The 19,680-nt window shown below is 60.1% G+C and carries 19 protein-coding genes; 4 read left to right on the top strand and 15 right to left on the bottom strand.

Features of this window, described 5'->3' with window-relative positions; translation table 11 throughout:
- The coding region (locus tag CZ674_RS14360) for a hypothetical protein (protein WP_234988428.1) at positions 1 to 217 on the bottom strand (217 nt) is incomplete at its 3' end.
- A 164-nt stretch (positions 218 to 381) separates the two neighbouring features.
- Between CZ674_RS14360 and CZ674_RS04710 the strand changes: the two genes are divergently transcribed.
- Entirely contained in the window at positions 382 to 822 is a 441-nt protein-coding gene (locus CZ674_RS04710) for a hypothetical protein (RefSeq protein WP_143244639.1), read from the top strand.
- A gap of 364 nt (positions 823 to 1,186) precedes the next feature.
- On the opposite strand, the gene CZ674_RS04720 is transcribed toward CZ674_RS04710, so the two are convergent.
- The 14 genes from CZ674_RS04720 to CZ674_RS04785 form a co-directional block, all read right to left on the bottom strand.
- Entirely contained in the window at positions 1,187 to 2,203 is a 1,017-nt protein-coding gene (locus CZ674_RS04720; RefSeq protein WP_086991384.1) for a nucleotidyl transferase AbiEii/AbiGii toxin family protein, read from the bottom strand.
- Positions 2,200 to 2,832: a type IV toxin-antitoxin system AbiEi family antitoxin domain-containing protein gene (locus CZ674_RS04725; protein WP_086991385.1), complete on the bottom strand. Its 633-nt coding sequence runs from the start codon at positions 2,830 to 2,832 to the stop codon at positions 2,200 to 2,202. Before CZ674_RS04725 ends, CZ674_RS04720 begins: the two co-directional genes overlap by 4 nt.
- A 54-nt stretch (positions 2,833 to 2,886) precedes the next feature.
- Positions 2,887 to 3,603, bottom strand: coding sequence for an HNH endonuclease family protein (locus tag CZ674_RS04730; RefSeq protein WP_234988435.1), 717 nt, complete (start codon positions 3,601 to 3,603; stop codon positions 2,887 to 2,889).
- Positions 3,603 to 4,385 carry a hypothetical protein gene (locus tag CZ674_RS14135; RefSeq protein ID WP_159456899.1) on the bottom strand — a complete coding sequence of 261 codons (783 nt, stop codon included), beginning with the start codon at positions 4,383 to 4,385 and terminating at the stop codon, positions 3,603 to 3,605. Before CZ674_RS14135 ends, CZ674_RS04730 begins: the two co-directional genes overlap by 1 nt.
- A gap of 29 nt (positions 4,386 to 4,414) precedes the next feature.
- Positions 4,415 to 4,705 carry a hypothetical protein gene (locus tag CZ674_RS04735; RefSeq protein WP_086991387.1) on the bottom strand — a complete coding sequence of 97 codons (291 nt, stop codon included), beginning with the start codon at positions 4,703 to 4,705 and terminating at the stop codon, positions 4,415 to 4,417.
- Positions 4,702 to 4,932: a glutaredoxin-like protein NrdH gene (nrdH, locus tag CZ674_RS04740; protein WP_086991388.1), complete on the bottom strand. Its 231-nt coding sequence runs from the start codon at positions 4,930 to 4,932 to the stop codon at positions 4,702 to 4,704. Before nrdH ends, CZ674_RS04735 begins: the two co-directional genes overlap by 4 nt.
- Positions 4,929 to 8,405: an LAGLIDADG family homing endonuclease gene (locus CZ674_RS04745; RefSeq protein WP_086991389.1), complete on the bottom strand. Its 3,477-nt coding sequence runs from the start codon at positions 8,403 to 8,405 to the stop codon at positions 4,929 to 4,931. Before CZ674_RS04745 ends, nrdH begins: the two co-directional genes overlap by 4 nt.
- A gap of 690 nt (positions 8,406 to 9,095) precedes the next feature.
- A complete protein-coding gene (locus CZ674_RS04755; protein ID WP_086991391.1) occupies positions 9,096 to 10,178 on the bottom strand; it encodes a M23 family metallopeptidase in 1,083 nt (360 codons plus the stop codon).
- Positions 10,179 to 10,205: 27 nt separating this feature from the next.
- Entirely contained in the window at positions 10,206 to 12,143 is a 1,938-nt protein-coding gene (locus tag CZ674_RS04760) for a hypothetical protein (RefSeq protein ID WP_086991392.1), read from the bottom strand.
- On the bottom strand, positions 12,140 to 14,491 hold the full coding sequence (locus tag CZ674_RS04765; protein ID WP_159456901.1) for an ATP-binding protein: 2,352 nt from the start codon (positions 14,489 to 14,491) through the stop codon (positions 12,140 to 12,142). Before CZ674_RS04765 ends, CZ674_RS04760 begins: the two co-directional genes overlap by 4 nt.
- Positions 14,492 to 14,658: 167 nt before the next feature.
- On the bottom strand, positions 14,659 to 15,282 hold the full coding sequence (locus CZ674_RS04770) for a hypothetical protein (protein WP_086991394.1): 624 nt from the start codon (positions 15,280 to 15,282) through the stop codon (positions 14,659 to 14,661).
- Between the two features lie 18 nt (positions 15,283 to 15,300).
- A complete protein-coding gene (locus CZ674_RS04775; protein ID WP_086991395.1) occupies positions 15,301 to 15,522 on the bottom strand; it encodes a hypothetical protein in 222 nt (73 codons plus the stop codon).
- A gap of 11 nt (positions 15,523 to 15,533) precedes the next feature.
- Complete coding sequence (locus CZ674_RS04780; protein WP_159456902.1) at positions 15,534 to 16,562, bottom strand: conjugal transfer protein; 1,029 nt, start codon at positions 16,560 to 16,562, stop codon at positions 15,534 to 15,536.
- A gap of 59 nt (positions 16,563 to 16,621) precedes the next feature.
- Complete coding sequence (locus CZ674_RS04785) at positions 16,622 to 16,855, bottom strand: hypothetical protein (protein WP_086991397.1); 234 nt, start codon at positions 16,853 to 16,855, stop codon at positions 16,622 to 16,624.
- A 350-nt stretch (positions 16,856 to 17,205) separates the two neighbouring features.
- Here CZ674_RS04785 and CZ674_RS04790 point away from each other — a divergent pair, with 350 nt between their 5' ends.
- From CZ674_RS04790 to CZ674_RS04800, 3 genes are all read left to right on the top strand, one after another.
- Positions 17,206 to 17,829 (top strand): hypothetical protein, encoded by a 624-nt coding sequence (locus CZ674_RS04790; protein ID WP_143244640.1) that lies wholly within the window; start codon positions 17,206 to 17,208, stop codon positions 17,827 to 17,829.
- Positions 17,830 to 18,192: 363 nt separating this feature from the next.
- Positions 18,193 to 19,050 carry a ParA family protein gene (locus CZ674_RS04795; protein ID WP_086991399.1) on the top strand — a complete coding sequence of 286 codons (858 nt, stop codon included), beginning with the start codon at positions 18,193 to 18,195 and terminating at the stop codon, positions 19,048 to 19,050.
- A 254-nt stretch (positions 19,051 to 19,304) separates the two neighbouring features.
- Positions 19,305 to 19,676 (top strand): hypothetical protein, encoded by a 372-nt coding sequence (locus CZ674_RS04800; RefSeq protein ID WP_086991400.1) that lies wholly within the window; start codon positions 19,305 to 19,307, stop codon positions 19,674 to 19,676.
- Positions 19,677 to 19,680: the final 4 nt, after the last annotated feature.

Genomic DNA, 19,680 nt, shown 5'->3' on the forward strand with positions numbered 1-19,680 from the left:
CCGGAGAAAAATGCCCAAAAAAACCAGCCCCCACGACGCGCTCGCGAACGCACCGCTCGACCAACTCGCAGCCGCACATGCCGCGTCCGTCGCGGTCGAGCAGAGCGCAAAAACTGCAGCGCTCGAGCGCAACCGCTTGCTGCTCGCTGTCGTCGACGCTGGTGTCCGTCCTGCAACCATTGCCCGGCATCTTGGCGTCGAGCGACAGCGCATTCATACCCTTATTCAGAGAGCCAGGCGCACCGGCTAGAATCGGTGGCGCGCTCGGAGTGCTCGGAAACATCGTTTCCTCCGGTTATCGATCTGACAATCATGGCCTTGCACTCCGAGCGTCTCTCCTCCCCGCACAACGCAATGTCAGATCGATCGCGGAGGAACATCGTGACCCGCTATTACCTCGGGGTCGTCACGCCCAATGGGCTCGACCCAACCGCATACGCCACCGGGGCACTCGCGCAGCTCCAGCACGGAAAGAGCCCTGTGTTCGACCAAGCACAGGTCGACACTTGGTGGACGCGCAACCACTTCGGAGACTCCCAGATCACTGCTACGGATCTCCGCATCCGTCTCCAGAGCCCACTGCGAAACGGCAGAATCGACCCCGTCCTACGGATGGTCGGAATCATAGACCTCGCCGGCACCTGGCACGAGAGAGTCGCCCTCATCGACGACTCCACCGCCGAAATTCGCCTCAGCAACCGCGACTGGATCAACACGCTTGAGGTCGCCGCAGCACCAAACACAACACTCACCATCGTCTTCGCACGCGCACAACCCTCACCCCAAGGAGTACAGTTTGCACGCCCTACTAATATCCACTGATGGCCAGGTCTGGCGGCACTGGATCGATCCCGAGCTTCCGATAGAGCCACAGATTCTGTCGCTCCTTCACCGGCGCCAGGGACTCATCACCGAAGCACTCGACGACGGCAGCCATCTCTACTACGGGCGATACATGCCCACTCTCGCCAAAAACACTGCCGCAACAGAGATCGCCGCAATCCACACGAGAGATCAGAACTCGATTCACGGACGATCCGTACTACTCACCACAGCCACTGAACTTTGGATCGAGCGCGCCACAGTGGCCCATGCCTCGGGACATCTCTCCCCTGCGCAGATCTAGCGGCGCGCGCACTCACTGAAGAACCCACGCGCCGCTAGGCCCGCGATAGCTCCACCGAGCCTAAAGACTGTCCCCGCGCTGATATCCCCGCACAGGTCCCGAAGCCCGCATATGCGGCCGGACCCAGCCAGTGCCTTCCGGGGCGTCAGCCACAAGTCTCGGTTGCCACTCCAGATCCGGCGCCACCCGATCCTGGCCGAGTGCCGGAGCGAGGAACTCATCGACCAGCGCACGAGCGGACTTCATTGTGGCGTACTCATTCACCGCGGCAGTGGCACCCGCTAGCCGCTCATAAGGCTGCTCCCAATGCTCAGGAATCTCAAACACTGCGTCATCTGGCAGCCGACGGCGCACACGCTCGGTGGCGATCGCGAGCTGCAGCTGGCGTTGATTTACCGTTTGCGTTGACGCTGCAATCACTAGATCAACGAGGTCCTTGACTCTCGTCGATCGAAGATTGGCTGCACCATAGGTGCTCATCGTCGCGCACACTTTGTCCGCAAGCTGGTCAACCAGAGGGTACAGCCGGTACGGCGAATCCGGCAGCGCTCGGCTAAGAGCGAGCCGCTCGCTTGGTTCGACCACTTCGACCTCACCGATGGGAGCTGGCGCCACCACGACGTCGACCTTGATATCCGCGACTTTGCGCGCCCCGACTCTCGCAACGAAATGCACCTGCCGGGCGTCCCGATACGGCTGCTGTTCTGCCGCGCTGTTCTGACGCTGCTTAACGATCGTGAACTGAAGATGGTCACCGAACTCGCGCGCAGCTCGCTGCTCCAAGTCCCGCACCGCTTCATCGAGCTCGAGCCCCGAAACCGTAAGGTCAAGATCCTTGGTTCGTCGCGCATCAGGAACCCTAGCCAGCATCGCCATACCTCCCTTGAGCAACCACCCGGATTCGGCTCCATCGGAAAAGACTCGCGAAAGAAATCGATCGTAAATCGCATGACTTCTGCGATCACTCACCGATGCCGATGAACTTGAGCCGGCGGCCGCGGCCGCCTGGCGCGCACCCTGCTGAATGGCTGATTCTAGGCCGCGCCAGTCCTTGTACAGATTCTCCGATTCGGTCATGCGACGAGTCGAGACAGCTCAAGCTGCTCGAGCAGCTCCCGCCCACTTTTCGCCCTCACACCAGGAGCGACACGGTCCAGGTGCTCGAGCAGTTCATACTCGTCGACGATGCCGAGCCGTCGACCATCCTGCAGCGTATCGCCCACGAGGGAGAGATCCCCTACTTCAAGAATGAGATCAGCGATCGTTTGCGCCGGAGTCATAGTAGGAACACCAGATTCGCCCACATAATAATCCGAGATCTTCGGCGCGCGCCGCATCCGAACGTTCGCGCGGTTGCTGCGCTTTCCACTCGCGGAAATCAGGTCAATTCTGGACAGAACAAGCTCCCCCATCCCATGAATCTGCGACGCCGCTACACCGGCAACAACAACATCCGGATCAGACTGGAGTGTCCCAAAGTCTCCCCCACTGACTGCCAGCCAAGCAGCAAGGATCTCCTCGTGCGGCTCCGGAGCGGACCCAACAATGCGATACACACCCTGGTCGACTCGCTCAAGCACACCTGCCCCCTTCAGCTGAGACATCTTGAGCCTAGACACACCAATCTCTGCAGCCTGCGCAGTAGTGACCATGCCCCATTGATACTCAGCGATCTCGCCAAGCATGCGAACATCTTTAAGTGCCATAACACGATTGTATCAATTATTGATACAATCGTGTTAGCTCAATGCGGCCGGAGCTCATACGCACCGCTCCAGTTGCGCGCGCAGCGCGGCTCGATCCGCATTAGAAATCGATAGCTGCCAGTTGGCATTAACCTGCACATACTGCGTAGCGAAGCTGCAACGATGTGCAGCATTCTCTGGCACGAACCAGTCAGACGGCCCTAGAGCGTTCTTGCTGTTGTTTGCAGGGCCGTCGACGGCAACGAGGTTATCTAGATCGTTCGCGAACGTTTCCCTCTCTTCTGCAGTCCAGAGGTACGCCCCACCAAACCATGCTGCGCGCAGGCTAACGACGTGGTCGATCTGTACGCCTTGGCTGCCCGGGTTTGTGTCCTCTGCCACGGCGTCATGCTGAAACTCCAGCTGCTTGCCCGTGTATGGATCATGAAGCGTGCCGCCTGCGACGACGCAGTCAGCACCGAGCCATTGCACGTCGACGAGATCTCGCTCGAGCACAAGGTTTCGGATCGAGCAACCACCGACTGTTGCCCAGCCACCCCCGAAGTAGTCGCGTCGATAGTCAGCGATCGCCGCTTCTGACTCCGCCTCCTCCAGCTGCGCGAGCTCGGCGAGCGCAATCTGCGCGGACTCGTTCTGTATCGGATCAGGCGCTGCCACGGATACCGAGAGGTCACGGTCGAGCTCACCGCCCCAAACAACAACGCCGACCGCGGCTAAAGCCACCGTCGTAAAGAATGCACCAACCGCGACTACCTTCCTCCGGCCACGCATCAAGCTGCCCAACGTCCGGTGAGCTGAGCGCGACTCCGCCTCAGCGCGGCCCGCTCCTTGCTTCTCAGCGGTATCGTGTGGCCTCGCGCTGCAAGCTCCACAGCGACGTCGTCGACGTCGTCGAGGTCCGCCGACGTAACCATTGGTCCTGCGTCCGCGTCGATATCGTTCCATGCCAGTGCGGGCAGATATCCGCGACGCTGCGCCGCCCTGCTGGTGCGCCGCCTCTCGGTGTCACTCACCGGTCCAGCTTGCTCAGCCAGCATCTTGCGCGGGTGCCGGTAGATGGCATCGATCCTGTGCACTGTGCCAAGTCGTACTCGAGGTCGGTAGAGCGAGGCCCGCAATGAGCTGTATTCCATCTCTGCAGCCTTAGCGATCGCGCGAAGCGGCCACCCGTCAACCATCAACGCCTGCACTCGTCGGTGCAAGCCCAACGAAGGCACCAGTTGCGCCTCAGTCACTGCTGGAGAATCATCCGGGACCAGCGCCAAAATGCGGGAAGCCGCAGCGAACCGGGTGCCTCGCTTGCCCCACGCCCGATTGTCACGAATGCGCTCGAGCAGCGACCGAGGCACACCCGCTGCAGCAGCAATGCCGGCGATGGTGCTGCCGGCATCCATCAGCCGGGCCACATGCAAGGCGACATCCTCCGTCGGCACGAAGGCCGGTGGAGCGGCTGGATCTGCCAATCGCAGCGCCCGCTTACGGCGATAGAGCGCAGCTGCACGCACACACTCATCACAGCCGCAACGGTGAGTGATGTAGCAGGTGAGATTCACGCCGTGAGCGTGATCCGCTGGACAGATTCTCATCGTCGACTCGCTTCCTGCTTCTGCTTTCGCGATCGAGCGACCGCGACACCCGCAACCAGGGCCAACAGCACGCACGCAGCGATGAGCACCACCCGCAGAAGATCCAGACCCGCACCCCCACCGACCGGGACCAGCACTGAGTCTGTGACGAGTATCTGGTGCTCAAGCATCCAGCTACGGCCCATCTCCGAGAACAGTGCAAAGGCACCAGAGGAAGCCAGCGCCATCAGGACTACACCGCCGATGAAGAGCAGTACCAGCGTGTCGTGATCCGAGGACTTGTTCATGCTGCCTTCCCCAGCTCAGTGATGAGGTCGGGCCGAAACCCTGACCAGTGGCCCACGTCAGACACCACGACCGGCGCCTGCATGTACCCAAGGCTTCGAACGGTGTCCAACGCAACGCTGTCAGCGGTGACGTCGAGCAGTGTGTACTCAAGACCAGCGTCATCGAGCGCTCTGCAGGTGGCTGTGCACTGCACACACGCTGGCTTGGAATAGACGGTGATGCTCATGATTCCTCCTTCGGGACTCGGTACTGGACTCGCTCGGACAGCGCGACGGAGATCCCACCTTCTTCGCCGGTCTCAAAATCGAGGTACTCGATGAGCAGCAGTTCGGAGTCCGTCATGTCTGGTTCCGGCTCGTGCGAGACGACCCCCCACATATCCAAGTCGGGGTCGACCAACACCAACTGGCCCGGTTGCAGCTCGCTCGGTCGCTGTTCGTCGACGGGACCATACTCGGCAAACAGATCTTCGTCGTCGACCTCTGCAGTCGCTTCATCCTGATTCTCAGCGGCCGCTCGTGACACGATGAGCTCAGCTTCCTCCTCCACCATCTGCACCGACCGCTGCGCTTGCACGGTCTCGAACGAGACCAGTCGCAACTGCGCGTAGTCGGAGTACACCGGGACGGACTCGCCGTCGTCGTCATCCAGATTTGGGTCAGGATCCGCGAAAGTCTTTCGTGGCCATGTCACTTTTGCTGGGTGCAGCGCATCGATCTGTTCCTGCTGCGAATCGCTCAGCGGCTCACCCGGGTCTGGTGTGTACAAAGCGAGGGCTTCCACTGGTTCGCCCCGCGCATCGAGCGTGATGCCTCTACCGCGGGTCTTTGTTGGCAAGGTGACACCGATGACGTAGGACTCCCACATCATGTTCGCGCCCTGAGGACTCAGACGCCCTAGCGAGAACCGCCAACCGAAATTGTCCCTCATTTCGCCGCCTAGGAACTCGACGTCCGGTCGCTGCAAGCCCACCACCATGTGGATCGCAGCTTTTCGCCCGAGCCGGGCAATGTTGGCCATGCGAGCGAACACCGCTGGCTTCGTCGGGTCAGATTTCTCTCGAACCTCGGAGTACCACTGTGTGGCGTTCTCTTTGAAGGTCGCGTATTCATCGATGATGACAAACAGCGGCTCAAAATCACTGAGTCGCGCTTTCCCTTCTTCAATCAGCGCATACCTGCGTTCCATCTCGTCATGCGCCGCCAGCAACATCCGAACCTGGTGCTCGATCCTGGACGCGACGAGCTCAACGTTGGGCCAGTCTCTGAACCCGAGGAACTCGATGCGCTTGCCATCGAGAATCCACACCCGGAAATCCGCGCGGCATAGCGCTGTCGTCAACGTGTGCAGCAACGCAGTGTTATGAGTGGGTATCGACCCCTCAACCAAATAGGTCGAGTCATCACTGTTCACTGTGATGCAACGAGCAGGCTCGTATGCTGCATCTTCTCGCGCGAGCTGCTCAATGTCTTTGATGTACAGCATCGTTTGCGTCGGTCGCAATGACGATGGCAGCCGTACGGACTTTCGTGCGAGACGGAACACAGGAATATCCGTGGTGAACTTGATGCGGTGTCTATTGCCCGTCACCCTGCGGCGCTTCTCGCCTGGTCGATCTGGGTCTGCTTCTGTCAGTTGAGCCGGGGAGATCTTCACGGTCGCTTTGATCCCGAGCGACCGTATTAGCTCCAGAGCATCGGCGGCGAGATCCGATTTGCACAGTGTTAGCTCACACTGCCCAGCCTCCGTGATACCCCCGTCGGCATCCATGAGCCCCTGCAACACGGCCAGTCGTTGTTCTCGAGACGATCGTAAATACTCCGGGGGAACACGCTTGTCGAGCTTCGCTCCATCTGCCTGCAAGCCTGCCTGCTTCAGGCACGCATGCAGGCTTTGACCGGTTGATGCCTCGACAAATCCCATCTCAATCGTTGTCGGAGCAGTGGGTGCAGCTCGTGAATGCTCAACGAAGCCTCCTCCTTCAAATTCCTGCAGCAAGGAAGGGAGATCTGATTCCGACGTCGTCACGATTGACTTCCTGCACGTTCCGTCACCGAGCCAGACACCCAGCACATAGGGATCGATACGGAGCTCTGCTTCTGGGAGCTGCCAGGCAGTTGGGGTCTTGATTGAGAACTCCGCTCGGCCTCCTTGGCCGCGGATGCCCACCGCAAGCATTTCCTCTGTCGACAGGACTTCCTCGCCGATCTCCAACGTCCGAACGTTCTCATTCATCTGCTGGAGTCTCGCGGCCAAGCCCCGGAGCGCTGCGCCCGTGGGCACTACTTGGAAACCTCCGTGAGCAGGCATTTTCCTGCCGACGATGTCCACCATCTTCAAAGCTGACCTAAGGGCGGTTTCGTCCTTCCACGCTCCGAGGGGCAGCACTAGCGAACCGAGTTGGGCCCACGTCGAGAATTCGTCTGGCTCGTACTGGCTGGCTATGGCCAGCAGCCACTGAGAGTGTTCTTCGCGCGCAGTCGCTGTAGCTATCGAACGCTTGCGCTTCTCGTTGGCTGGGATCCTCCGATGATGGAATCGAGAGACGACCCATTGATGATTGCCGTCGGCTATTACCTGCTGCCCGTCGGAGAGCGTTACCCGATACAGAGTCGGAGATGCTACGTCAAACACAGCAGTAACAGTGCATGGGCGTCCATCGCGGCCGAGCACCTTGCTACCGACACGGAGATCTCCCATTCGTGCCGAGCCCGTAGGGGTGGGGATGTTCGTTGACAGTGCCAGCGCTTTCCCTTTTCCGGTTCCTCCGGTAACTAGTCCGTGCGCGTTGATGATCGGTTCCCAATAGACGTGCCGGCCATCCTCGTCGACGCCGACAGCGACCGTGAAGTTTCGGTACCGACCGTAGGTGTCGACTGCGTCCGGCAGAGGCTGCGGTTCGTGCGGCACCATTGACGGCAGATCCGGACGCAGCTCGAACCGTACTCGTTCAGCCGAGAGATCCCAGTGCGCTCGCCAGCGCCCGGGCACCATAGCGAAGATCGTTCGTTCGAGCCTCTGACGGTAGCCAGATGGGGCGACCTTCGCACCCATGGAGTGCTCTACTTCGATCGTCGCTGGCGTGCCATCCTTCATGGTGGTTGCAACCTTCGCCGAAGCACCGAGCAACTGATGCACGAATCGCTCGGTCTTGTCTTCCCACTCGTCTCGAGTTGAGTCTTCCTGGTCGCGCTGCGCGAGCATGAGATGACCAGCTCTCTTCGGACGCCAAAGCGATGCGGAACGGGGAACGACTCGATAGGTCTGACCGAATCTGCGTTCAGCGTTCTCCAACACCATCGCGGAGAACCCCGGATCCGCGTCGTCGATCGACGACGCATACCGCAGCTGCAGCTTGCTGGGGAAACCAACCCAACCGCCGGTCCAACTGGTGTGCTTCACCATGCTGCGGTGGGGGGCCTTCCACCCAAGTCGCCGCCAAGTGGACTCGATGAACGCGTCGAGGATCTCTGCACGCCGATCGGCACGCAGCCCGAACACCATGGCCCCTGCGACCATAGCCACGGTGACGACCACCAGTACCCAACTCAGCGCCTCTTGACCGGTGAGCTTCAGGAGTGCCCACATGATCGCGGCCACTGCCACGACCAAAAAACAGGAAAGCACCCAGCTGCGGCGCCGAGGCGGCAGCCTATCCAACAGCACCTGCTCTGCTTCAGTATCGCTCCGCTTCGTCATGTCAGACCCTCACAGGAGTCATCGATGCGCGGCCCCCGTAGCGGCCTCGCGAACCACAGACGTCGCACGCGGGCACCTCATCGGTCCCATTTGACCAATCGATGACGTCTTGCTCTGCCAACTGCCACCAATGGCCGCCCTCTCCCGGAACCCAGCCTCGAACACGGCCTCGAACGAGCCGCTGTCGAGCGGTGTCATCAACGTGGCTACTGCAGCGAAGACGGCCGCTGACATGCAACCAAAGATGCTCTTGCCGGCTGTCGTGTTTCTGGGCAAGTGTTGTGCTGCTCATTGGGAACCGCCTCGATGGGATCTACGCATGGTCATTCCTTTCCTCATACTTCTCTCAGTACGTGCGCAGACCCATTTCTGGGACAAAATTGTTGAAAGATTCTTTGGGGACCGATGCGGCTCCTGCCAACACCTTCTTCTTCCCCCAGCTGCTGCTTGCTGTTGGTGCCACCTTCTGGTGACTGCAAGTGGCTACGCCATCTGCTGACGGCTCCTGGCGAATACTTCTGCCATTACCTCTTGCTCCGTACTTGACAGCGGTGGTACGCTCGCTCTGCGTACGAAGTGAAAGCGGAAGCGAGCGAAGCACCTTGCAAAGCACGTATCATCGCTCTAGACACAACGATGCGGGCCTAGAGATCACACCCGCGATCAGCTTCTGGCCCGCACCACTTGTGGTTAGTTCGTGCCGAGCGTGACGCCCTGTTCTTCCATGAATGTCATAGGGTCGACTGCCGTGCCGTCAATCCTCAATCCGAAGTGCAGGTGCGGACCAGTGGAGGCGGATCCTGTTGATCCCATCAGCGCAATAGTCTGCCCAGCTGCTACTTCTTCACCTTGTGCAACAGCGAACGACCCCTCGAGTAGGTGCGCATAGAGGGTGGTCACGCCCCCGCCGTGATCAATCTCGACGATGTTGCCGCCCATAGATTCGGTATAGACGGCCGAGACCGTTCCGGCTGCTGCTGCGGCGACCGGGGTGCCGGCGGCGTTGGCGATATCTACGGCATCGTGAAAAGCGGGAGTGCAGATCCCGCCCGTGCAGATGATTCCCCGTGGACCAAACGTGCCGGTGATCTGCCCTGGGGCTGGGTTCGTCCACCCGTCAGCTGAGACTCCGGTGCTGCAGGATCCACCGAGCTCTTGCAAAAGATGCTGAGCGGTCGGCCGCCACTGGTCGTAGGCCTCAGGATGGGCAGAATCCTGAACAGCCTGGCCCGCCTCTCCCAGCTCCATCTGTTCCCACCCGGCAGTGTCCAGCAGACCAGGCGGACTTCCCTGGTTAGGACCGTCATCGCCGCCGAAGAACGCTTCAGCCGCGTACCGGGGAGTCATCAATTCTTCAACGCTGCCCCAGCCCGCAGACGGCCGTTGCTGGAACACGTTGACACTGTCGAGATCGCTTCCCTCACCCTCATGCGGATACTCGAGCGATTCTGGCACCGTCGGGTTTGCAAGATTGCGCAGTGTCGATTCGCGCAGCGCCACCATCAACGCGATCAGCACTCCAGCCTGGGAAATCTTTGCCTCAGATCCCACGTGCACGATCACTGCAGCGTTTGCGACCTGTTCCTCCTGCAATGAAATCTCCGTCGACCCCGGCCCTGGAATTGCTGTCATCGCTGTCGACTCAATAGGAGCGCACACCCCCGATTGCTCGCTCCCTTCGCCACTGGCAAAGAGCACCACCGCTGTGCCGATTACGCCCATGGCTGCGACGGGAATCGCCAGGACCAACACCGCGGCGATCACAGCAACCACCCATACCTTCTGCCTCACTGCTAGCCCCTACTCGGAGCCACTCGTCGACGACCGTACTGACTCGAGTTGCTTCCTGAGCTCGAGTACCTGCGGGGATGTCGCGGGGACCTGCCCCTCGCTCAGCGGCGGTGAAGATTGCGGAGAAAGCACCAGCCCCTGCCCCGTCGAGTCCACAGCGATTCGCCGCGGTGGACTCTCAGCACTAGCCGCCGCTGCCGCGCGGTCGCTCCAAGCTCCCGTAGCTCCAGCACCAAGCTCACCCGCCGCAGTAACCACAGCAGCCGTGCCGCCGGATGCTGCAGCTGACAGCGCAATCTTCGCACCAGACTTCAACGCCGACCTCGCTCTATTTGACCGGGTGGGCGTCGACGCCGAATCTTCCGGAGTTGTCGCAGATGACCCCGGGCCAGTCGGCGCCGGTGACGGTTTCGACGACTCTGGCATTGACTCAAATTTGGCTTCGAGTGGCGGCGGGGTCGCCCCGGTAGCTGGCTTCGGTGATCCTCCTCCAGACTCTCCCGAAGTGACCTGAGAAGCGGCCTTTTCTCCGCCGCTCAGGTCTTGCATTTTCTTTGATTGGTGAACGTTGGCCGCAGTGTTCGCCAGCTGCATGCCGGTGTGTGCCATAGCCGCGGCTCGAGCACCAACATTCGACTGCGGCACCTCCGGCATTGCCACACCGAGCCTTCCGAGCCAGCTACCCGAGGCCTTCGCTGCCATCAACATCCGGTGGACCGCGATGATCGTGACCACAACCAGAACGCCTAGGAGTGACGTCAGCGCCAACATGATGAGCTCAAAGGAAGCGACCTCGAGAGCTTGGTTGATGAAGTCAACCACCACACGAAGTAGCGACCCCATCAGAACTAGCACGACCAGCATGCTGAGCAAGCTGACCATCATCCCCAGCCCGGCCTTCCACGCCATCCGTCGGTTCCCCGGCAGCAGAGCCTTGAACAGTCCGACAACGAGCATGACCGAGTGCCAGAGCGCGAATACCACCAAAACAAAGAAGATCAGCGATAGAACGCCAATCAGCACAAGTACTGCTAGTCGGCCGGTGCCGGCAACCAGCAACAACCAGAGAACTCGAGGGCTCCCGCTCTCTACATACGCCCCGGCTGCCGGATTACATTTCGCAACCTCCTGCCACACAAAGTTGTCCTCAGTCACCTTGGGAGACATCATGATGTCAGTGAAGGTATCTTCACAGGAGCCATCGATCATCCGATCGAAGCTAACCATTTGGTACGGCATGCGAACGAGAATGTCGACAAGGGGTTGGGTGATCGCATCGCCGAACTGGGCTTCCCGGCCACCCACGATGGCCTCCGACAGCTCCTGTCCCCAGCGTTGCATCGTGTCGAACCCGCCACCCTCACGCACCAGGAACTGCGTCGGGTCGGCCAGCGCACCCCCCAAGAGAGCGACAGCGAACGCCGCCGACAGTATCTCCAGGACGCCGCTTCCGGTGCGACCCGACCAAATTGCTATTCCCGCCACGAACGCTGTCAATGAGAGCGCAAACGGTATCCAGCCAGCGTTTCCGATGACTTCGTGCAAGGCAGCTGCAACGGCCTGCACGGGGAGTGCAACCCAATCAATCCATTCGAATGCAAGCACAAACGCCATCATTTCGATGAACGACCGCGACGCCTCCACCGACAGCTTCCAGAATTCGGTCCACAACCACTCATTCGGGGCGAGTGTGTTCAAGATCGGCGTCCGATGCAGCTCGATCGCTAACAGTTGGTACGCATCAATCGGCACACCGTGTGAATCCGTGAGTGAGACAGCGTTAGCAGCGGCTTCGGCATAGGCCGGGGCTGCTGCAATCAGCATCAGAGCCCAAACGAAGACGACCACCAGAAAACTGCCACCAGCAACCGGATGTCGGTGACACCAGAAGTAGAACCGGCGCGCGGCGGTCCACATCTCTGTAGCGGGCGAGAGCAACACGTTCATGCTCGTGTCCGTTCCTGGCTCGGGCGTGTGTCCATCGCCTGCAGGATCTCCGGACTGGCCGGGGCTGCAACTTTAATCAGTCCAATCCGCGGTGGGTTCATCGCATCGCGGAAGATCGCTTCTCCTTCTCGCCCAGCGATCGGCTTCTTTGTCTTGGGATCTGTTGGCGAGAGTTGGTATTGGATCATGCTGACCACCTCGGGATCTTCAGCGTCGAGCCCGACCCACTGCGCTGCTGAACGAGCCAACTGCGCTTCCGGTTGTCTCATCACGTAACGAACTGGGAGGAAGCCTCGAATCGTTTCATTGCCAAGGTGACTGACGTCCTGCCCAGCCATCCCGATGATGGCGTTGTGCTTTCGCCCATCGAGCACGAACTCCTCAACAACTTGCACCCCCTTCGGGCTGGAAGTGAGTCGCTTCACCTCATCAGTAGCGAACAAGCTCATCCGCGACCTGTCTTCAAAACACAGCTCGCGCGCGATCTGTGCGATCTGCGCATACAGCGCGTATCCCACGGTCTTCTCGATCGACATCTGTTCGAACATGCGCTCGTTGGAAAGATCCTGGTCCGAAGGCAGTTCGAGCCCCGATGTGCAGAACACCACTGCCCGGCGCTGCAGATCGACCGCCGGCAAGGAATCATCGAACAGGACCTTGCCGATGTCCTTGTCTGCGATCATGTCCAGCAGTGCCGCAATCCGCACGGCTGCCTCGTCTCCCTCAGCACTTGCGAGTGCCTGTCGCAGCTGCTCCAGGCTCGAAATCCCCTCACGCTGCAGAAATGACTGCGACAGGTATCTGGACAATGTTGGAGCGTCCTTATGACGCAAGCCGATGCCAAGCAACGTAGCGATGAGAGTCTGAGTCACACGGGATGCCACTTCGGCTGGGAATACCCGCAGCGGGTCCAAGCTCACTTGCGGCTCCAGCACATCAACGACGATGGGATCGTCCGTCAGAGATCGAATGAACGTCGCGTACTCGCGCTTCACTGTCGGGTCGATGACAACCAAGTTGGCGCCGCGAGCGTACATATAGCCACAGATGCTCATCAACGTGAACGTCTTGCCACTGCCGAGCTCACCGATGATGCCAAACGACCCCGAACGGTTGCCTTCGACCGTCCGTGTTGGATCCTGCAACACCGGTGTATTGCGGCCCGTCGACCGCGCGTGGCCAATGAGGAATCCCGTTGGATCGCCCAGCTTCGAACCAACCAAAGGAAGAGCTGTTGCGAACTGCCGCCCCGTGGAGAGCTGCTCGTACTCGCGTACGATCCGAGACGCCGGCACACCTGGAATTCCTGCCCACCACAGAGACTCTTGGCCCCCGAGCGGGGTATCCAAATGGAACTCATATCGCTTCAGTTCACTCGCCAAGGTCTGAGCGCGCTTCTTCGCCATCTCGGCAGTTTGTCCAGATGTATAGAAAACGATCGTTGGCTGTACCGAGACCTCTCGTGCTGAAACGTCCAACGCCGCCTGGTAGTCGGCAAGATCTTGGCTGATCATCGTGAGCTCATTCACAGCGCCGGTAATGCCCTGATCGCCGCCACTGTACTGAAAGACCTGGTCACGCAACTCGTTCTCCCGCTTCGCGTTTTTTCGCTTCGCAGCAGAGGCAGCTGACACTGTGAGACGAACAACGTAATCGACGTCAAACGGCATCGAGTCCACCCACATGAGGTATTCGTTGCCAGGAAAGGTCCACCCAGCCTTGGGCGTGCGCGAAAGCGGCTGCGCCACTTGATAGGAAGGCACCTCCTGGTCCGGGGTCATGATCTTCACGAACCTTCGGTCCAACAGTGCCGAACGCTCCCGCACAGACTTCAGTTCAGAGACGCCGCCCTCGTCGACCACAGGCGCAGTCACGCCAGGGCCCGCAGCGATCTCGGAGGCTTCAAATCCACTGGAGACAACTTCCGGCGCAGCCAAAGTGTCATCAACCACACCTCGCAGTTGAGCGTGCCGTTGCACCCACAGTTGCTCCGCTACGGACGCTCGACGAGGGCTAAACGCTGCAGGCAGTGCTTCCTCGAGAGCGGCCGCCGCCTCGAACGCTCCCCGCATGTCCTCCTGCGACGGCCGCCAACGCGGCAGAGCCAGCTCTTCACGGAACTGGATCTGACTTGCGCGCATCGACATCCGCAGCCCCTGCCCGACGCCACCTGCCCTCAACGGTGCAGCCAACCAGAACGTGCGCTCTCCAAGATGGATACTCTCGAGCGCTCCAAGCGTGAGCTCGGCAGTGTCAAGCCACATAGGGTTCGCTTGCAGATCCACCCCCTCGATCATCCGCTGCACTACCGCAGCAGGAGACGTCGTAGCGATCGAGGAGATCAGCATGGACTCTCCCTTCAACGCTTGCAGCAGAGCTTGGTGGTGGGCTCGGCCCAATCTCTTCGTCGACGTCGTCGGGTATCCAAAGTCCAACGGCTCCAGCCGCCAGGTCGCCCACACGGATCCCGTTCGGGTCCACTGCAAGTGATCGGCATAGAACACTGCGGGAAGTCTCATTCGGGTGAGCCTTTCTTCTCGTTGGCGAGCGAGCGTAGACGCTCCAGCCCAGTCAGCACAGGAACACCCTGCTCGTCCTCCTGCGCCTGCAGAAGTGGCCGTGGGCGTTCACCTTCTGGAGGAATCACGACCTGCACATCGACACCGGTGGCAACAGGCCTTTGAACCTCAACCGGGGGCTGCTCCACCTGCCTGCGCTCGATCACCGAAGCAGCGCTCCCCTGCCATGTTGCAGGCACCTGCTGTCGACGCGGAGCCACCCACCGGCGACCCTTATAGCTACCCGCACCGGACTGAGTCACCGCCCGCAACGCGTCGGAGGCAACCATAAGTGGATTGCGGAACGTCGACGGCAAATACCCCGTGACGTAGGCCGCGCCCCAGCCTCCCAAGATCGTCAACACAAGCTTGAGGACCGCGGGAACATCCCCCAGCGTGACCGCAATGAGCACTGGAGTGACGACCAAGGCAATTGCACCTGCCGCAACCTGCATCCCCGAGTACGGCCCCCCAGGGATCTTCATCCCGTCAGAGAGGCGCCCGAAGGTCAGCGGAATGCGCCGAGCCGCCGTGTAATAGCGAATCAGCTCGACATCGTCGGCGGAGGCACGGTCGGACATAGTGAGTTTCGCCGCCGCTTACAGCGTGTTGTTCGCAAGGTCGGCGATGAACTGGATGCCTCCGAATGAGACGAGCCAGATCACAACCCCGGCGACGATCGCAGCAATCAGTGTCGCCGCGATCGCCTTTGACTTCAGCCAAACGAACAGCACCATAATGCACGCAGCGAAAATGACTACTGCATTCAGCGCCGCCTGCGCCTGGTCGGTGAGCTGGATGATCCAATCGAAAAATCCCATGATGATTCCTTTCAGGGACTAGGGGTGGGCGTATCGGAAGGTTCGTCAACAGGTGCTGGCGAACTGGGGGAAGATTGTGTCGGAAGCTCGTGAGTCTCGCTGCCGTCACTAATCAACGGCGCCGTGTGGATTGCGGAGATCTCCCACCGCTCGGCGCGTGACGACAACGTCAGCAAGTACGTGGCAGGGACTGACCGCCCATCCGAGGCCGTGAATACGACGTCGACGAAGACCTCAACGGATTCAGCCTCGCCCGGCGCATCCGCAGCTACCGCAGAGGCATAGATCAACCGGATGCTGATGCTGTCGTATGGCGAAGGTGAGATCGCAACAATCTGTGTATCTGGTGCGATGAACCGGCTGATGTCACCGGTGCCAGTGACGTACGCCATCAGAAAGTCGTGTACCGCAACGCCGGCAGTGGAATCCAAGCGCAACTGTTCCGGATAGTCGAGCTCAATGGATACCTGATCAGTCACAAGCTCCGCAGGCGCCGGGAACCCCACAGCTGTCAGAACACCGTCGACCTCCTGGATCGCGCTACGGAAGCCCCGCAACACCCAGCCACTCTCGGCCTCCTCCTCAGAGCCTTCTTCGGCCGGGATTGATTCTTCGACCCACGCCAGAACCTCCGCTGAGTAGAGGCCATCCTCGACGAGCTCAACGTGATCCACCACAGGATCTCGATACGCCCACGGTTCTGCGCTCAGACCGTTCGTCGACTGCAGCGACACAAAGGAGCTCAGCCTGCCAGCGTCGTCCTTCGACGCCGAAAGCCAGGCTGTCGTGTACGACAGCGCGTAGGCACTCACGCGCTGCTCCATCGGGTCCACACCCGACGTCGGCGAAGCCGCAACAACAACCTCATCCGAGCCCGTCGCAAGTTGAGCGATGAAGCCAACACCTCCAAGGGCCGCCAGCCCAACGACGCCCCACAATGCAGCATGCACCGCAACGGAACGCAGAGCCGTGCCCTTGGGATATGACTCCAGAGAGGTGGTGTGGCCGCCACCTGAGTGAGCACGTTCATCGGCGGCCACACCTGCTTGAGGTTCGGACCCTGAACGGCCCGAACGAGATCGGCGAGAAAGGAACCCCATCAGGGAACCTCGATATTTGAGGCCGTGACGGGGCGATACCGCTCAACGAACGCGGTAGCTCTACGCAACTGCTGCGACTTCAGCAATGACTGCAGCAGATCCTGCACATGCCGATCAAATGGGTTCTCGGCAAACGCCGGCAACAGGTCCACCAAGGGACCCTCTCGGACCGCCAGCACCGCGGCACCACCGGCATAGTCAAACTCTTCAGCAGCTTCTTCCGTCGAGCCCATCGTTCTCCCCTTCTCGCAACAAACCGATCTACAAGGCTCAGTACGCCACCAAAGGCCGAAATGGGACAAATCTCTTCGGAAAAGTTTTGCTCACCCCACGTTGATGCCCAGATTGCCCTCTGACCGGCCATTTTCCCTTGCGTCATCGAGTTGCAAAGAACTTACTTCGGCTCCGATTCGCTATTGCAAGAGTTCGTGCAAGAGCTCCTGAGGATCGTGATTTCACGACTGAGGAGCACTCAATGCAAAGAATCAACCACCCGACCACAAACGCACTAAATGACGAATGGGCCAACACCTGTGCAGCCCGACCACTCCGACTCCGGGGCGGCCCACTCACTGGTGCACAAGTGCTGGCGAAGATTGATGCCACGAGAGGACGGGAGAGAGACGCCCTATTCCTCGAGCTTCTACAACTCGCACAGGACGGGCAGGCCTTTGCAACAAGGGTCCTGCTCCAAGCCATGCTTCCAAAGGCCATCGCCAACGCCCGCAGAGCAAGCGGTCTACGCGCAGAGTCCTACACGGATGCCGTCGACATCGCGATCTCCGCCATGTACACATCCATCGCCACCTACCGAGTCGACGCATCACGCACTTCAGTGGCAGCCGTACTCGGGCTGAAAGCCCTAAGCATCATCAATGGCAAAACAAGCTCCGTTGACACCACCTCCGGCTACGAAGAGTCCGAGCTCGAATCAATGGTCAACGCAGCTACCGCCACAACCGACGACCCCCATGACGACCCCTCGCCATTCCACTCGATCGTCAAAGTACTGTCCTGGGCACTCGACTCCCACACGCTGACTCCCGATGAAGTGCGCATCTTGGCCAACTACGAGCTTGGCGACAAATCAGAGCGCGCGGAACTCGTCGAGCAACTCGGCACCACCAGAGAAGCCCTGCGCAAGCGATCCCTCCGCCTCCGCAAGACACTCGCCATCGCGCTCGCCACAGCAGGCTTCGAGCTCTGATGACCATCTCGCCGTGCTTGGACCTGCTGTTCTGCCATTAGCTACAGCGGATGTATTTCTGCTATCTGCTATCTGCTATCTGCGTATGCTCTATTTGACAGCTCTTGTATCTCGTGCTTTATGACTTAGCGCCGGCACATAGCTGATATGTCAAGCTTTATAGTCATGCTGACTCTTCTTTTCTATGCGTAATGCTTATGCTTTTCTTTCTGCCTTCTTCATTGTCTATTTCTCTTATCTACTTACTTTTGCCTTTTGTCCAATTCTTTTAACTTTTCTGTTGCGTCTTGCTCCCTTGCTTATGCCTTATAGCTTTGATATTTTCAGGATGCACGTTCACCTGCCCAACCTGAGGAGTACGAGATGACAGAGGTTCTGGAACGAAATAGACGCGTTATCGCCGTCGCCAACGTCAAGGGTGGAGTCGGAAAGACTTCCATCACAGCCAACCTCGCCGCTGAGCTCGCAGCCGGCGGTTACAAAGTTCTCGCCGTCGACCTGGACCCTCAGGGGAACCTGCGCAACATTCTGGGATACCGCGACAGCGACATCGACGACGCTGGCGAGGGTCTGCTGCGGTCGGTTACCAGCGGAGACGAACTGCACCCCGCCAAAAATGTCCGTGAACGGCTCGATGTCGTAGCTGGGGGAATTCGATCCAAGGATCTGCAGCGCGAATTGCAGCGGGCAGCCATGGATGGGGGAGACGTGACCACGAAGCTGGCTACATCGCTCGCCCAGATATCCCACCGCTACGACATCGTGCTGCTCGACACTCCACCCTCGCCCGGCATGCTGCAAACCTCCGCCCTCGTAGCCGCTCGCTACGTCATCATCCCCGTCGAGGCAGACGAGGACTCGCTCGACGGCGTCGAAACAATGGCGGGAGAGATCCGAGCCGTCCGGTCCAGGAACCCCCTCATCAGCCCTCTCGGCGTTGTCCGCTTTCGCATGCGACAGCAGGCAACCCGGGCACAAGCCGAGATCGCAGAAGGCATCACGGAGTTGCTCGGGGAGGGTGTCGCCTTCGACACGATTGTCCGCGACGCACACAGCGTCGCTCGCATCGGAAAGTCGCAAGGAAAGATCGCCCGAGAACTAGGCACAAATCCTCCATCAGCCGCCGGAGTCGCTGCCGACTACCACCATCTCTCACGCGAGGTGCTCACGGTCATCCAAGCGAACGAAGAGCAGCTGGCACAGAAGGAGGCACAAGCATGAACGCGAAAAGCAGCCGTCGCAAGCGCAGCTCAGTGGCCGATCAGTACAACCCGACAGATCTTTCGGAACTGCTCGCCCCGACAGCAACCGATCAGAGCGCAGAACAATTTGAGAACGCAGCTCCGGAACCGACTACCGGTCCTGTTCCGGCAGGGGAACCCAGCGACACCGCCGACGCTCCCGCCACGCAGCCCGCACCTCGTCGTCGACGTGGGCGCCCCAAAAAGACACAGTCCACAGGAGCCACAGCGCCCGTGAATCTCCGGCTGCCCGTGAGCCTTCTCGAGCGACTCGAAGACATCCGGGAAGACACCGGCAAGCCCTTCATCACGATCGTCCTGGAAGCCGTAGCAGCCCAGCACGCACACCTCGCCGATCTGATCGTCGAAGACAACCACAAGCGAGCGCAGATCCAGGCAGACAGCGCAGCAAGTGACGGGCTGTTCGTCTATTCAGCGCAGCGAGGCCCCAGGGCCATCTACGACGAGCCAACGGAAAGTCGCCTGTGGCGCACCTACCAGCGCAACGTCGACGCACTCAACAACCTCGTAGAGACCAGCGGTGCCAGCGACCGCAACCAGTTGCTGCTCGTCGCACTCCGCGCCCACCTCGACCCCAGGAGTTAACGAC

This window comes from Agrococcus casei LMG 22410 (assembly GCF_900163565.1).
In the GTDB taxonomy this organism is placed as follows: domain Bacteria; phylum Actinomycetota; class Actinomycetes; order Actinomycetales; family Microbacteriaceae; genus Agrococcus; species Agrococcus casei.